Source organism: Pantoea sp. BL1 (assembly GCF_000963985.1).
Classification (GTDB): domain Bacteria; phylum Pseudomonadota; class Gammaproteobacteria; order Enterobacterales; family Enterobacteriaceae; genus Pantoea; species Pantoea rwandensis_B.
Window position 1 is genome coordinate 1 of the sequence record NZ_JZRH01000052.1, and the last position, 15602, is coordinate 15602.

General features: G+C 55.0%; 11 protein-coding genes. 3 read left to right on the forward strand and 8 right to left on the reverse strand.

What is annotated here, in order from left to right; translation table 11 throughout:
• Window positions 1-57 precede the first annotated feature (57 nt).
• Window positions 58-1311, reverse strand: a complete 1254-nt coding sequence (gene glyA / locus VH86_RS20865; protein WP_045814929.1) for a serine hydroxymethyltransferase — start codon at window positions 1309-1311, stop codon at window positions 58-60.
• A gap of 338 nt (window positions 1312-1649) precedes the next feature.
• Between glyA and hmpA the strand changes: the two genes are divergently transcribed.
• Window positions 1650-2834: an NO-inducible flavohemoprotein gene (gene hmpA, locus VH86_RS20870; RefSeq protein ID WP_045833989.1), complete on the forward strand. Its 1185-nt coding sequence runs from the start codon at window positions 1650-1652 to the stop codon at window positions 2832-2834.
• A 50-nt stretch (window positions 2835-2884) separates the two neighbouring features.
• Here the strand turns inward: hmpA and glnB are convergent, their stop codons facing one another.
• From glnB to purL, 5 genes are all read right to left on the reverse strand, one after another.
• Window positions 2885-3223: a nitrogen regulatory protein P-II gene (gene glnB / locus VH86_RS20875; RefSeq protein ID WP_034825643.1), complete on the reverse strand. Its 339-nt coding sequence runs from the start codon at window positions 3221-3223 to the stop codon at window positions 2885-2887.
• A 205-nt stretch (window positions 3224-3428) separates the two neighbouring features.
• Window positions 3429-4760 (reverse strand): two-component system response regulator GlrR, encoded by a 1332-nt coding sequence (glrR, locus tag VH86_RS20880; RefSeq protein ID WP_045833990.1) that lies wholly within the window; start codon window positions 4758-4760, stop codon window positions 3429-3431.
• A gap of 2 nt (window positions 4761-4762) precedes the next feature.
• Window positions 4763-5434: a two-component system QseEF-associated lipoprotein QseG gene (gene qseG, locus VH86_RS20885; protein ID WP_045833991.1), complete on the reverse strand. Its 672-nt coding sequence runs from the start codon at window positions 5432-5434 to the stop codon at window positions 4763-4765.
• Between the two features lie 3 nt (window positions 5435-5437).
• Complete coding sequence (locus tag VH86_RS20890) at window positions 5438-6865, reverse strand: HAMP domain-containing sensor histidine kinase (RefSeq protein WP_045833992.1); 1428 nt, start codon at window positions 6863-6865, stop codon at window positions 5438-5440.
• A 751-nt stretch (window positions 6866-7616) separates the two neighbouring features.
• Window positions 7617-11507, reverse strand: a complete 3891-nt coding sequence (gene purL, locus VH86_RS20900) for a phosphoribosylformylglycinamidine synthase (protein ID WP_045833993.1) — start codon at window positions 11505-11507, stop codon at window positions 7617-7619.
• A gap of 271 nt (window positions 11508-11778) precedes the next feature.
• On the opposite strand from purL, the gene mltF reads away from it, so the two are divergent.
• Entirely contained in the window at window positions 11779-13236 is a 1458-nt protein-coding gene (gene mltF / locus VH86_RS20905; protein ID WP_038645371.1) for a membrane-bound lytic murein transglycosylase MltF, read from the forward strand.
• Here the strand turns inward: mltF and tadA are convergent.
• A complete protein-coding gene (gene tadA, locus VH86_RS20910; protein ID WP_072050632.1) occupies window positions 13233-13727 on the reverse strand; it encodes a tRNA adenosine(34) deaminase TadA in 495 nt (164 codons plus the stop codon). The genes mltF and tadA overlap by 4 nt on opposite strands.
• A gap of 56 nt (window positions 13728-13783) precedes the next feature.
• Complete coding sequence (gene yfhb / locus VH86_RS20915) at window positions 13784-14422, reverse strand: phosphatidylglycerophosphatase C (RefSeq protein WP_038645369.1); 639 nt, start codon at window positions 14420-14422, stop codon at window positions 13784-13786.
• Between the two features lie 204 nt (window positions 14423-14626).
• Here yfhb and VH86_RS20920 point away from each other — a divergent pair, with 204 nt between their 5' ends.
• Window positions 14627-15466: a MurR/RpiR family transcriptional regulator gene (locus VH86_RS20920; protein WP_034825629.1), complete on the forward strand. Its 840-nt coding sequence runs from the start codon at window positions 14627-14629 to the stop codon at window positions 15464-15466.
• Window positions 15467-15602: the final 136 nt, after the last annotated feature.

The following is a 15602-nucleotide window of genomic DNA, read 5'->3' on the forward strand; positions in this document are numbered from 1 at the left end:
AACTGACTGGCATTAGGCCAGCGCCATCCTTTTTAATCACATCAACATGGTGCCAAATCAGGCATACACAGGCAGACGCGCACAGATATCCAGTACCTTCTGCTTGGTGCGTTCAATGGTCGCTTCGTCGTTGATGTTGTCCAGCACGTCAGCGATCCAGCCAGCCAGTTCGCGCACATCTGCTTCTTTAAAACCACGACGTGTAACCGCTGGCGTACCGATACGCACACCGGAGGTCACAAATGGACTCTTCGGATCGTTAGGTACGCTGTTTTTGTTCACAGTGATGTTAGCACGGCCCAGCGCGGCATCAGCTTCTTTACCGGTCAGGTTTTTGCTCACCAGATCGATCAGGAACAGGTGGTTATAAGTACCGCCTGAAACGATGTTGTAGCCACGCTCCAACAGAACCTCAACCATTGCTTTGGCGTTTTTAGCCACTTGCTGCTGGTAGGATTTGAACTCTGGCTCCATTGCTTCTTTGAACGCCACCGCTTTACCCGCGATCACGTGCATCAGCGGGCCGCCCTGACCACCCGGGAATACCGCAGAGTTCAGTTTTTTGTACAGGTCTTCGTCACCGTTTTTCGCCAGAATCAGGCCACCACGTGGACCCGCCAGGGTCTTGTGGGTGGTTGAGGTCACGATGTGTGCATGAGGAACTGGGTTCGGGTACACATCAGCGGCGATCAGACCGGCAACGTGAGCCATGTCAACGAACAGGTAAGCGCCCACGCTATCTGCGATTTCGCGCATTTTTGCCCAGTCGCACACGCCAGAGTATGCAGAGAAACCACCGACGATCATTTTTGGCTTATGCGTTTTAGCCAGCTCAGCCAGTTCGTCGTAGTTGATTTTGCCGGTTTCGTCGATGCCGTAAGGGATGACGTTATACAGCTTGCCTGACAGGTTCACTGGTGAACCGTGCGTCAGGTGACCACCGTGCGCCAGGTTCATACCGAGGATGGTGTCGCCCGGCTGCAACAGCGCAGTGTAAACCGCGAAGTTAGCCTGTGAGCCAGAGTGCGGCTGCACGTTGGCAAAGTCTGCGCCAAACAGCGCTTTCGCGCGATCGATCGCCAGCTGCTCAACGATATCAACGTATTCACATCCGCCGTAGTAGCGTTTGCCCGGATACCCTTCAGCATATTTGTTGGTGAGCTGTGAACCTTGCGCCTGCATAACGCGTGGGCTGGTGTAGTTTTCAGAAGCAATCAGTTCGATGTGCTCTTCCTGACGCACCTTCTCTTGCTCCATAGCCTGCCACAACTCGGCATCATAATCGGCAATGTTCATATCACGCTTTAACATCCGGCATCTCCTGACTAGCTAACTTTTTTAACGGCAGTTTAGGCCCCGGCAAGGGGCGAAGGCCAACAGTGTAAACGGTTTTGTCAGGTGACGGTAGCGCCAACACCCTCTTTTTACGCAAACGATTGGCACGGCGCTGGAACGGGTTTTTTACGCATTTTTGCAAGCTTGTAAATCACGATATTTGCTCATGCTGAAGGGGAATATTTTTCAGGTTTGTGGGCCAGCTTCCAGCTTCGGCACTTAACCCGCAAACAAAACGGGGGATTTACAGGCAAGATGAACGATCATAAGATGCATTTAAAATACATGTTTAAAATCACTGCGAGGCCTTCACCATGTTAGATGCACAAACTATCGCTACCGTTAAGTCTTCCCTGCCCGCTATTGCTCAGCTTGGCCCGCAACTCACTGGCCACTTCTATCAGCGTTTGTTAACGCAACACCCGGAACTGAAAAACGTCTTCAACATGAATAATCAGCGCAGCGGCAATCAGCGTGAGGCGCTGTTTAATGCCATTGTTGCCTACGGCAGCAACCTGGAGAATCTGGCAGTGCTGCTGCCGGCGGTAGAGAAGATTGCGCAGAAGCACACCAGCCTGAATATTCAGCCCGCGCAATATGCGGTAGTCGGCGAAACGTTGCTGGCCACCATCGAAGAGTTACTCAATCCCGGCGATGACGTCTTGCAGGCATGGGGCAAAGCTTACGGCGTGCTGGCGGATGTGTTTATCCAGCGTGAAGAAGCGATTTATTGCGCCTCAGAAGAGAAAGTCGGCGGCTGGCGTGGCGCGCGTGACTTCCGTATTCGCACCATCAACACTGAAAGCTCCGTGATTAAAAGTTTTGAGCTGGTACCTAACGATGGTCAGCCCGTCGCTGATTTTCTGCCCGGACAATATCTGGCCGTTAGTCTGCGACCTGAAGGAAGCGAAAATATCCAGCATCGCCAGTATTCACTCACCCATCTACCTAACGGTAAATCCTATCGTATCGCAGTGAAGCGCGAGGAGCACGGCAGCGTTTCCGGTTGGCTGCACACCCATGCCAAGGTCGGTGATATTGTGCAATGTGCGGCTCCAGCAGGTGATTTCTATCTGCAAACGACAGGAAGCGCGCCGGTCACGCTGATTTCTGCCGGAGTCGGCCAAACCCCAATGCTGGCGATGTTAGCCAGCCTGGCCGAGCAACAGTATGCAGGCGCGGTTAACTGGTTGCATGCGGCCGAATGCGGTACACAGCATGCTTTTGCGGATGAAGTGCAAGCCACAGGTGCTCGCCTGCCACATTTCGCCAGCCATATCTGGTATCGCGAGCCGGAAAGCGTGGACAGTGGCCGTTTTGATGCGCAGGGATTAATGGATCTCGCAGGCATCTCCAGCCAATTGAATCAGGCCGACCGCCAGTTCTGGCTCTGCGGCCCCCTGCCATTTATGCAGTTTGTCGCGCGGCAGCTGGTCGATGCCGGTATCAGTGCCGATCGTATCCATTATGAAGTTTTTGGCCCGCACAAAGTGCTGTAAACAAAAAAAGCCTGCATCATGCAGGCTTTTTAACAGGCTAACGAAGGGGCTTAGATCGCCTCTTCGTCCTCTTCACCGGTACGGATACGCACCACGCGCGCCACGTCGAACACAAAGATTTTGCCGTCGCCGATTTTGCCGGTCTGCGCGGTATTCATAATGGCTTCAACGCAGGTGTCGACGATGTCATCACCGACCACCATTTCGATTTTCACTTTTGGCAGAAAATCGACCATGTACTCCGCGCCACGATACAGCTCAGTGTGGCCTTTCTGGCGACCAAAACCCTTCACTTCACTGACCGTCATCCCGGTGATGCCCACTTCAGCCAACGCTTCGCGCACATCATCGAGTTTGAATGGTTTAATAATTGCATCGATCTTTTTCATGACAGATCCTTTTTTCACTCCCTCCATGATGGACGGATAACAAGTAGTATATACCCGTCCTGCTTCAAGTTGCAGAGGGGTTGGCGGCTCTCTTTTCCCCAAATCGCTTGAAGAAGTAAGCTCATCGGGATGCTTTCGTTTGCCGCCTGACTGCAACTCAAATTATTTGGGGTAGTCAATGGATGAATCAATATGCCGCAGCAAGCTACTCTTTAAATTCACTGGCGTCCAGCTCATGGCGTGACAGCAGCTTATAGAATTCTGTACGGTTACGTCCAGCCAGACGCGCAGCGTTGGTGACATTTCCTTTGGTCATTTGCAGCAATTTGCGCAGATAGTTGAGCTCAAATTGATTACGTGCCTCAACAAAAGTCGGCAGCGCCGTATTTTCACCTGCTAACGCCTGCTCAACCAGCGCATCACCGATCACGGGTGATGTGCTCAGCGCGACACACTGCTCAATCACGTTGACCAGCTGCCGCACGTTGCCAGGCCAGCTGGCCCCCACTAAGCGTTTCATCGCATCCACAGAGAAGCTGCGCACGAAGGGTTTATGGCGTTCGGCCGACTGGCGCAACAGATGGTTCGCCAGCAGCGGAATATCTTCTGCACGTTCATGCAGCGCCGGAATCTTAAGATTCACCACATTGAGACGATAGTAGAGATCCTCGCGGAAACTCTTTTTCTCCATCGCTTTGGGCAGATCGCGATGCGTGGCTGAGATGATGCGCACGTTGATATCGACATCCCGATTACTGCCAAGCGGACGCACTTTTCGCTCCTGCAAGACGCGCAGTAATTTGACCTGCAACGCCTGTGGCATATCACCAATTTCATCAAGAAACAGCGTGCCACTCTCCGCCGCCTGAAACAGCCCTTCACGCGCACTCACGGCACCGGTGAAAGCCCCTTTGGCGTGACCAAACAGCTCTGACTCCAGCAGTTGCTCCGGTAGCGCACCACAGTTAATGGCAATAAACGGCTTGTTTGCACGCGGGCTGGCGGCGTGAATCGCCTGAGCCAGCACCTCTTTGCCGGTACCGCTCTGGCCGTTAATCAACACGCTAACGTCGGATTGCGCCACCATGTGCGCCTGATCCAGCAAACGCAGCATCAATGGATTGCGCGTTACCACGGCCTCACGCCAGGTGTCATCGCTGACCGGCGCGCGCTGTGCCAGCGCTTCATCAATGGCTTTGTACAGCGCGTCACGATCCACTGGCTTCGTCAGGAAACTGAACACCCCCTGCTGCGTAGCGGAAACCGCTTCGGGGATCGAGCCGTGCGCCGTAAGAATGATCACCGGTAAACCTGCATGGCGCTTCTGGATTTCGCCAAATAACGCCAGCCCGTCCATTTCATCCATACGCAGGTCGCTGATCACCAGATCAACTTTCTCTTTCTGCAACTGGCGCAGCGCATCCGGGCCACTTGCGGCGGTGGTCACCTGATAGCCTTCACTGCTTAAGCGCATGCCAAGCAGTTTTAGCAGGCCGGGATCGTCATCCACCAGCAGTAAACGTGCAGACTGTTTCATGGTCACTGATCCTCACTTTGTGCATCACTGGCACCGTGCGATGTATCGCTGCTGTCCGCCGGTTTACGGGACGACAACTGACGTTCGATGTCAGTTAAGCGCTCAAGCTTACGCTGAGTCTCCTCCAGTGATTGACGCAGTTTGGTTTGCTGCTGGCGCAGGCTATCCAGCTCAGTATCGTGGCTTTGCTGGAGTGCAGCATAGCGGCTGCGTTCACCGCTTAACGCTAACTGCGCCGCCTGATTGCTACGCCACAACATCAATAACGGGCGCACGGAGGCTGGATAGGAAGCGCTATAACCGTCTAGCGTATCGACGAACTGGCGGCGCTCAAAGGGCGTCACATTGCCATTTGCCAGCAGAATGCCTTGTTTAAAAGCACGCGCCCAGCCTTGTACTGGCCAGCGTCGTGCCTCAGCCCGCGCTTCCGCTGGAGATAAACGCTCACCACAGTCGATAGCACGCTGCCAGTAAAGGGGGTTGCTCATTGCTACTGGCGTTTCAATCTTCCACACTTTTTGACAATCGGTGGCCAGATAATCAGGCAACCGCACTTCTGGCTCAGGAAGATTGGTGCCATCGTGTAACGCGCTGCCCGTGGACGGTGTCTGGCAGGCACTCAAGCCAAATGCCACCAACGCGCAGCTAAAAAGTTTAATCAGGGTGTGTTTCATTAATCAGGCATTCCCGGCGCTGGTCGTCAAAATGATTCGAAAACAGACATCCGCATCCTTGCGCGTTACCAATTGCAAATCGCCCTGCATCCTGCGCAGGCAATCTTTGGCGATGCTTAACCCCAGCCCGCTGCCTTTAACCGGCCCTTTGCGCTGCTGGCTGCCCTGAAAAAAGGGCTCAAAAATCATCGCCTGCTCTTCAGCCGGAATGGGTATGCCGGTGTTCGCCACCTCAATCCACACCTGGTTGCCTTTCTGTTGGCTCTGCAGCCAGATGTTACCGGATTCGCTGCCGTAGTTCACGGCGTTCGAATAGAGGTTATCGATGACCCTTTGCAGCAATGTTGCCTCTGCCAGACAGTGCGCCACCTGAAGATCAACATGGGTGGTGATCTGACGCGCACCGGCGGGCAATGAATGGATTTTAACGACCGCATCAACGATGTCATTGATTGCGACCGGCTCCAGCGCCATGGGGCCATCCGCCAGTTTGCGGTTGTAATCCAAAAGTTGTTCGATGAGACGCTGCAAATGGCGGCTGCTGGTGTCAAGGATCGCCACCACTTCCTGCTGTTCCGCATTGAGTGGCCCAGCCACCTGATCGGCCAATAATTCCGTGCCCTCTCGTAAGCTGGCAAGCGGGGTTTTCAGTTCGTGTGAGAGATGACGCAGAAACTCATGTCGCTGCTCTTCCAGCCAGCTTAAGCGCTCACTCAGCCACACGATGCGCTGACCGAGTGAACGGATTTCACGAGGGCCGCGAAAACTCACGCTGTCGCCGAGCGCTTTGCCTTGCCCAAGTCGGTTAATCATCCGTTCTACGCGTTTTACCGGGCCGATAATCATGCCGGTAAACAGCAACACCAGCGCCAGACTAATCAGAAACAGAATCAGCGCCTGCCAGCCGAAGAACTGACCGCGGTCGGCGATTTCGCGCTGGAGCTGCAAGCCACGCGAAAACACCACTTCACGCGTCTCCTGCACCATTTGCGCATTGGCATCAGAAAAATGTTCGAGGGCCGTGGCGGCTTTTGCCACTGGGTTACCGTTGTCACACTGCACACTGGCGAGCTGCGGCAAAGTTTCCTGCAGCGCTTTGAATGATGGAAGCTCTGGCAGGCTATCCGCATGGCTGGTGAGCATCTGGCCATAACGCGTCCACTGCGTTTGATAAAGCTTTTGCAAGGTGGCATCACCCAATACGCAATATTGACGATAACTGCGTTCCAGTTCGAGCGCCGTGCGCGCCATCGCTTCGCTGCGGCGTACGTCGGTAAAGGTATTGCGATTGGTATCTGCAGCCTGATTACTGAGCGCAGACAAACTTTCCCAGGCTTGCCACGCCAGCACCAGCAATGGTAGCAGGACCAGCAAAAAAGCCATCAAGACTAACTGCCGCAGGGATCGGGGAAACAGACGCCATCTCTTCACTACCGCGCATCCTTCAATGTGAGCTGCTGGCATGCTAACGAAGTATTAATAGGGAAGAAAGTACAGAAAGGAAAACGGCAGCCCTTTTGGGCTGCCGTGAGAGCGACGCCTCAGCATCGCTTGCAAAATAGGTGGAGCCTAACTCAACGTTGCGTCCGATGCTTGATAACGTTGCAAAGCAAGCGATTATCGGTTGGGTGGACGGCAGGCTCCGTTTGGTGCGTCATTCGAATTTTATGAGCTCAACCGCAGTGCGGGGCAATCATAGACAGGAGAATGAGCAACGCTGTGAGTATAGCAACTATCGTGCCAGAAATGAAATAGCATTGATTATCAGAGAAATGCGAGGTGTGACGCACTATTTTATGAAAAAGCGGACCGGCTGGTCTGACGAAAGTGTCGCTGATCAGCAACGAGTTAAAGGATGAAAAATTGAGTCAATATAAATCAATAATTTAAATGTCACCATTTAGCGACATCTTACTTTCGTGTTTGTCGCCAATTTCCGACAGTTTTATAAGCCAGCCAAAGTCAGTCATGGCGTAATGGAGTGAATGAGTGAATGAGTGACTGAGTGAGTGACTGAGTGAGTGACTGAGTGAGTGACTGACTGAGTGAGTGACTGAGTGAGTGAGTGAGTGAGTGAGTGAGTGAGTGAGTGAGTGAGTGAGTGAGTGAGTGAGTGAGTGAGTGAGGCCTGACGGACTAAAGAAAGGCCGCCTTGCGGCGGCCTCTGATGCTGCTGGCTAAATTAGCCCAGCTGCTTGCGTGCGTTGCGGAAGATACGCATCCACGGGCTGTCTTCGCCCCACTCTGCTGGGTGCCAGGAGTTGCTCACGGTGCGGAACACGCGCTCTGGGTGCGGCATCATAATAGTGACGCGACCGCTTTCGTTGGTTACCGCAGTGATACCGTTCGGCGAGCCGTTCGGGTTGGCTGGGTAATTTTCGGTCACTTTACCGAAGTTGTCTACGAAGCGCAGCGCCACCAGACCTTTGCTTTCCAGCTGGGCCAGATGTGCACCGTCACGCACTTCCACGAAACCTTCACCGTGCGACACGGCAATTGGCATATGAGAACCGGCCATGCCGTCCAGCAGCAACGATGGACTCGCAGCCACTTCGACCAGGCTGAAACGTGCTTCAAACCGCTCTGACTGGTTACGTACAAAGCGTGGCCACAGTTCGCTGCCCGGAATCAGCTCACGCAGATTCGACATCATCTGGCAGCCGTTACATACGCCCAGCGCCAGCGTCTGTGGACGGTGGAAGAAGTTTTCGAACTCATCACGCACACGGCCGTTGAACAGAATCGATTTCGCCCAACCTTCACCTGCCCCCAATACGTCACCGTAAGAGAAGCCACCGCACGCGACCAGCGCCTGGAACTCTTCCAGGCCGCGGCGGCCCGCCAGCAGATCGCTCATGTGCACATCGACTGCGGTGAAACCAGCACGGTGGAAGGCAGCCGCCATCTCAACGTGGGAGTTCACGCCCTGCTCACGCAGCACGGCAACACGAGGACGCGCACCTGTGGCGATCATCGGCGCAGCAACATCTTCTTCTGGCTTGAAGGTCAGATGGACGTTCAGGCCAGGATCGTTGTCGTCTTTCTTCGCTTCGTGCTCTTGATCGGCACAGGCAGGGTTGTCACGCAGACGCTGCATCTGCCAGGTGGTTTCTGCCCACCAGGTACGCAGCGTGGTACGGCTTTCGCTGTACACCGCGCTGTCGCCAGAACGGATGACAAAGCGATCGCCCGGCAGTGCCTGACCAATCACATGCACATTGCTGCTCAGACCATGGTCGGCAAACACTTTCTCAACGGCTGCACGATCAGCGGCATTAATCTGGATCACTGCACCCAACTCTTCGGTGAACAGTGCTGCCAGCGCATCGTTACCCAGCGCGGCGATATCGGCTTCGATACCGCAGTGACCGGTGAAGGCCATTTCAGCCAGCGTGACCAGAAGGCCGCCATCAGAACGGTCATGGTAAGCCAGCAGCTTCTGCTCGGCCACCAGCGCCTGAATAGCGTTGAAGAAACCTGCCAGCTGCGATGCATCACGCACGTCGGCTGGCTTATCGCCTAACTGACGGTAAACCTGTGACAGTGCGGTAGCACCCAAGGTGTTTGCGCCGTTGCCCAGATCAATCAGCATCAGCAGGTTATCCTGGTCAGCTTGCAGTTGAGGCGTTACGGTGCGGCGCACGTCTTCTACACGCGCAAAGGCGGTGATCACCAGCGACAGCGGCGAGGTCATCTCACGCTCTTCGGTACCCTGCTGCCAGCGGGTTTTCATCGACATCGAGTCTTTGCCCACTGGAATCGTGATGCCCAGCGCCGGACACAGCTCTTCACCGACCGCTTTCACTGCCGCATATAAACCGGCATCTTCACCCGGGTGACCCGCTGCCGCCATCCAGTTCGCAGACAGCTTCACACGCTGCAGTGAACCAATCGCAGTGGCCGCCAGGTTGGTCAGCGCTTCACCGACCGCTAAACGGCCAGATGCAGCGAAGTCCAGCAAGGCTACTGGAGCGCGTTCGCCCAGTGAGAAGGCTTCGCCGTGATAGCTATCCAGGCTGGCGGTGCTCACTGCACAGTTCGCGACCGGGATCTGCCATGGGCCGACCATCTGGTCACGCGCCACCATACCGGTTACCGAACGGTCACCGATGGTAATCAGGAAGGTTTTCTCTGCCACAGTTGGCAGATGCAGTACGCGATTAACGGCGTCAGCCACGGTAATACCGTCACGCACCAGCGCATCGCCTTTAGCCTGCTGAGTGGCAACATCACGCGTCATCTTCGGCGTTTTGCCCAACAGCACGTCTAACGGCATGTCGATAGGGTTGTTATCGAAGTGGCTATCCGCCAGGTTCAGGTGCAGCTCTTCGGTGGCTTCACCGATCAGCGCATATGGCGCACGCTCACGCTTACACAGCTCGTCAAACAGCGCCAGCTGAGCCGGTGCCACCGCCAGCACATAACGTTCCTGAGATTCGTTACACCACACTTCCAGCGGGCTCATGCCTGGCTCATCGTTGAGGATGTCGCGCAGGTTGAAGTTACCACCACGGCCGCCATCGCTCACCAGCTCTGGCATGGCGTTCGACAGACCGCCTGCACCCACATCGTGGATGAACAGAATCGGGTTGTCTTCGCCCAGCTGCCAGCAGCGGTCGATCACTTCCTGGCAGCGACGCTCCATTTCCGGGTTGTCGCGCTGGACTGATGCAAAATCCAGATCCGCATCAGACTGACCAGACGCCATTGAAGAGGCTGCTCCGCCGCCGAGACCGATGTTCATCGCAGGCCCGCCGAGCACGATCAGTTTCGCGCCAACCACGATCTCACCCTTCTGCACGTGGTCAGCTCGGATGTTACCAATACCGCCCGCCAGCATGATTGGCTTATGGTAGCCACGCAGTTCTGAGCCATTATGGCTGTTCACGCGCTCTTCATAAGTACGGAAGTAACCGTTCAGTGCAGGACGGCCAAATTCGTTGTTGAACGCTGCGCCGCCTAGTGGGCCTTCAGTCATGATATCCAGCGCGGTAACAATACGCTCCGGCTTACCAAAATCCTCTTCCCACGGCTGTTCAAAACCAGGAATACGCAGGTTAGAGACGGAGAAACCGACCAGGCCCGCTTTTGGCTTCGCGCCACGTCCCGTTGCGCCTTCATCACGGATTTCACCGCCGGAACCGGTCGCAGCACCTGGCCACGGCGAAATCGCGGTGGGGTGGTTATGGGTTTCCACCTTCATCAGGATATGCGCCTCTTCCTGATGGAAGGTGTATTCGCCCTTCTGCGCATCGGCGTAGAAGCGGCCCACTTTTGAACCTTCCATCACCGCGGCGTTGTCTTTATAAGCAGACAGCACGTGCTCAGGATTATGCTCAAAAGTGTTTTTGATCATTTTAAACAGCGACTTCGGCTGTTTTTCACCGTCGATAATCCAGTCGGCGTTGAAGATTTTATGACGGCAGTGCTCGGAGTTTGCCTGGGCAAACATATAGAGCTCGATGTCGTTCGGATTACGGCCCAGTTTGGTGAAGGCATTCAGCAAATAGTCGATTTCGTCATCGGCCAGCGCCAGGCCCAGCGTGGTGTTGGCCTGTTCCAGTGCAATGCGACCGGCACCCAGCACATCAACGCTTTTCAGCGGCTGTGGTTCATGATGCGCGAACAGCTGCTGTGCTTCATTCAGGTCACCGAACACGGTCTCCATCATGCGGTCATGTAGCAGGCTAGCCAGCTGTTGCCATTGCGCTTCCGTCAGCTGCGGTGCCTGCACATAGAAGGCCATGCCGCGTTCGAGGCGGATAACCTGGGGCAGATCGCAGTTGTGCGCGATATCGGTGGCTTTTGATGACCACGGAGAAATGGTGCCGGGACGCGGCGTCACCAGTAACAGACGCCCTTGTGGCGCGTGCTCGGCGAGAGAAGGACCGTATTTCAGCAGACGTTGCAGGCGGGCATGTTCATCCGCACTGAGCGGTGCACTGACATCGGCAAAATGGACGTACTCGGCGTAAATATCACTCACTGGCAGGTGAGCGTCCTGAAAGCGGGTCAGCAGTTTGTTTACACGAAATGCCGACAGAGCGGGCGAACCACGCAGAATTTCCATCATCAAAGATCTCTCGTCTTCGAAGCGCCGGGCGACGCTTCATTGGGCGCAACAGGGGAAAACGGGCGGTATTATAGAGAAACAGCACGGGTTACGAAACCGTTTGCGCATAAAATCTGGCACTCAGCATTTGGCTGAATTTTGCACAATTCTTGCTATATAAGTTGCCCTGCTGCGCTTTGTTGCGCAAAATGCCCATCGCTCTGGGAGTGAAAACAACATAAATACTGCCTTTTAAAAGACAGAGGCCTGTGAGCCATTACGAGACAACTATTTGAAACGCCTGAAAATAAACTATCTGCTGATCGGTCTGATCACCGTGCTGCTTGCGCTGGCACTGTGGCCTTCAATCCCCTGGTACGGGGGCGGAAAAGACGCGTTATCGCAGATTAAATCACGTGGAGTGCTGCGCATCAGTACCGTCAACTCCCCGCTGACTTACTACACCATCAATAATGCACCAGCCGGTATGGATTACGAGCTGGCGAAACGCTTCGCCGATTATCTTGGCGTCAAACTCGAAGTTACGGTGCGTCCGAACCTCGGCGATCTGTTTGACGATCTGGACGATGGTAAGGCGGATTTGCTCGCAGCTGGGCTGATCTACAACGGTGAACGCCTTGCCCACTATCAAAGTGGACCGAGCTACTACTCTGTTTCGCAGCAGTTGGTGTACCGCATTGATAAGCCACGGCCGAAGACGCTCGGCGATTTGAAAGGCCGCCTGATTGTGCAGTCCGGTTCGGCATATCTGTCAACTTTACGTTCCGCCAAAGCTGACAGCTATCCCGATCTCGATTGGGCGATCTCTACCGATCAGGGACAGAAAGCGCTGCTGGAAGCCGTCGCCGACGGCAAGCTGGATTACACCGTGGGCGATTCGGTCACCATCGGCTTATTGCAGCGCATCCATCCGCAGCTGGCCGTCGCATTTGACATCACCGATGAAGAACCGGTTACCTGGTATCTGCCACGCAATGATGATGACAGTCTGAATGCGGCAATGCTCGACTTCTATAGCCAGATGGGCGAAGAAGGCACCATGGCGCGCCTCGAAGAGAAGTATCTCGGTCACGTTGGCACTTTTGATTACGTGGATACCCGCACCTTCCTGCGCGCGATTGATAACACGTTGCCGGATATCAAACCGTTGTTTGAGAAATACGCGGCGAGCATGGACTGGCGTCTGCTGGCAGCCATCTCTTATCAGGAGTCGCACTGGAATCCGCAGGCGACCTCGCCGACCGGCGTGCGCGGTATGATGATGTTGACGCGTAACACCGCTGACAGCCTCGACGTCAACGATCGCCTTGATCCTGAGCAGAGCATCCGTGGTGGCAGCGAATACCTGCAACGTATGATGGAGAAGGTGCCGGACACCATTCCTGATGATGAGCGCATCTGGTTTGCATTGGCGGCGTATAACATGGGCTATGCGCACATGCTGGATGCCCGCAAGCTGACGGCCAAACAAGGCGGTAATCCTGATAGCTGGGCCGATGTCAAACAGCGTCTGCCGATGCTGAGTCAGAAGCGTTATTACGCGCAAACCTCCTACGGCTACGCGCGGGGCCATGAAGCTTACAACTATGTAGAGAACATCCGTAAGTATCAGATCAGTCTGGTGGGATATCTGCAGGAACAGGAGAAGCGCATCGCTCAGCAGTCGGCGCTGGAAGCCGAACTGGGCGCCGGTTACCCGGCGGTCGAACCTAAGATTGCGATGAACTAACCTTCGCGCTGCGCCTGCCGCAGCGCTTTCTTTTGCTCGCGGCGCATGCGGAAGAAATCACTTAACATCCCGGCGCACTCGTCCGCCAGTACACCGCAATCAATCTGAATCTGATGATTCATGCCTGGATGACCAATCACGTCCATGAGCGAGCCCGCTGCGCCCGTTTTCTCATCTTTTGCGCCATAGACGAGCCGCGTAATGCGGCTGTGCACCATCGCACCGGCGCACATCACGCACGGCTCCAGCGTCACATACAACGTGGTGTCGAGCAGGCGATAGTTTTCGAGAATTTTACCGCCCTGGCGCAGCGCCATGATCTCGGCATGCGCGGTCGGATCGCACTGACCAATCGGCCGATTCCAGCCTTCACCGATCACTTTATCGCCCTGCACTAATACCGCGCCCACCGGCACTTCGCCCTGTACCCACGCGCGACGCGCCAGCTCCAGCGCATGGCGCATCCAATATTCATCAGTTTGTGGGTTCACCGGGCAGCTCCTGCGGATTTAAAGGCGGCGCATTATAGACGGAATCGCCGCATGATTCACTCCAGCTGTTGCAGCTCACCGCGTGATGTTACCCGCCAGCGATGCTGGCAGAAGAACAGCAGCGGGTTATCCTGTTTACTGTCGCTGTAACCGCTGTAGAGTTGCAATGGTGTACCAATCTTCTCTTCGAGTTGAGCAACCTTCTCATGCCCGAGGCAACGCATGGCTAATACGCGCCCCCCTAAACCGGGTTGCATCTGGCTGGCAATCAGTTGAACGCGCGGCAGAAAGGCCGAATCAAAATAGACCTGCTCCACCAGTGATTGTGGCGAACCGGTGATCAGCCACACATCCGCATCATCGCTGCTGAGATAATCCGTCAGACGTTGTTGCACCACCGGAAAAGCGGTGACGCGCTGGCGGAACCATGTCGCGAACGCGGCCTCACGCTGACGCAGGCGCAGCTCACTGTGGCCGAAGGTAATGGCCCATAGCAACAAGCTCATTGGCCAGCGTGCAGCGCGCCCTTTAAACAGCATTCCCAGACCAATCACCGGCAACAGCGGCACCACCAGCAACAGGTTGATCGGCTGACGTCGCAGCAGATAACGCATAAAGGTGCCAAACATGTCCTGCTGATGCAGCGTGCCATCGAGATCGAAAAACACCACGCGGCGTTGCGTACCCTTTGTCAAACTCCACTCCTTATCTTTCCTTTCTACGGCTTGCCCTACAGTGTAGCCAGCTTCAACGGCGGGGGCGAAAGCAGTCATTTTTAATTCCAATGACCACAATGCCAGCTGAATAGTTTATTCTTTGTGTCGGCGTGCTGTCATTAAAACCTGACGGTGCGAAAAGAGACTAAGCTCAAGCGGGATTAGATGGATTAAGGATCGAACATGAGTTCATTGCTGCGAATTCGCCAGCTCTACCCTCGACTGGCGCTAAATGAGCGTCGGCTGGCGGATTTTTTGCTGTCGCAGCCGGATCGGGCACGGCATCTGAGTTCACAAAAACTGGCTGAGGAATCGGGCGTCAGCCAGTCAAGCGTGGTGAAGTTTGCCCAAAAATTGGGCTATAAGGGATTTCCTGCGCTGAAACTGGCGCTGAGTGAGTCGCTGGCGGATCGTGACGCCATCACCGTGCACAATCATATTCTCAGCGACGATCCCCTCAAAGTGGTCGGCGAAAAATTACTGACTGAGAAGATTTCCGCTATCCGCGCCACGCTGGATATCAACAGTGAAGAGAAGCTGCTGCAAACCCTGCAATTGCTGAAAAACGCCAACCGCATTTTGTTAGTGGGCATCGGTGCGTCGGGGTTAGTGGCGAAAGATTTCTCATGGAAGCTGATGAAGATTGGCATCAACGCGGTCGCTGAGCAGGATATGCATGCTTTACTGGCGAGCGTGCAGGCGATGGCTCCGGGGGATGTGCTGCTGGCGATTTCCTATACTGGCGAGCGGCGTGAAATTAACCTTGCGGCGCAGGAGGCCGCGCAGCTGGGGGTCGACGTGCTGGCGTTTACCGGCTTTACCCCCAACTCACTGCAACAGTGCGCTTCCATATGCTTGTACACCGTTGCCGAGGAGCAAAGCACGCGCAGTGCCGCGATCTCATCCACCAGTGCACAACTGGCGTTGACCGACCTGCTGTTTATGGCGTTGGTACAAAACGATCCAGAACGCGCTTCCAGCCACATACGGCACAGCGAAGAACTGGTAAAGAAATTGGTGTAATGCGAAAAAGGCCGTTATCCGGCCTTTTATTGGCTGATTCTTAACGCACAGAATGGTCACGCGGCGTTTTCCTGATGCCTGGCTGATTTATAGCGAATTCTGCTTCAGTGAGCTTAATTCCCGCTTTGTTTGATCC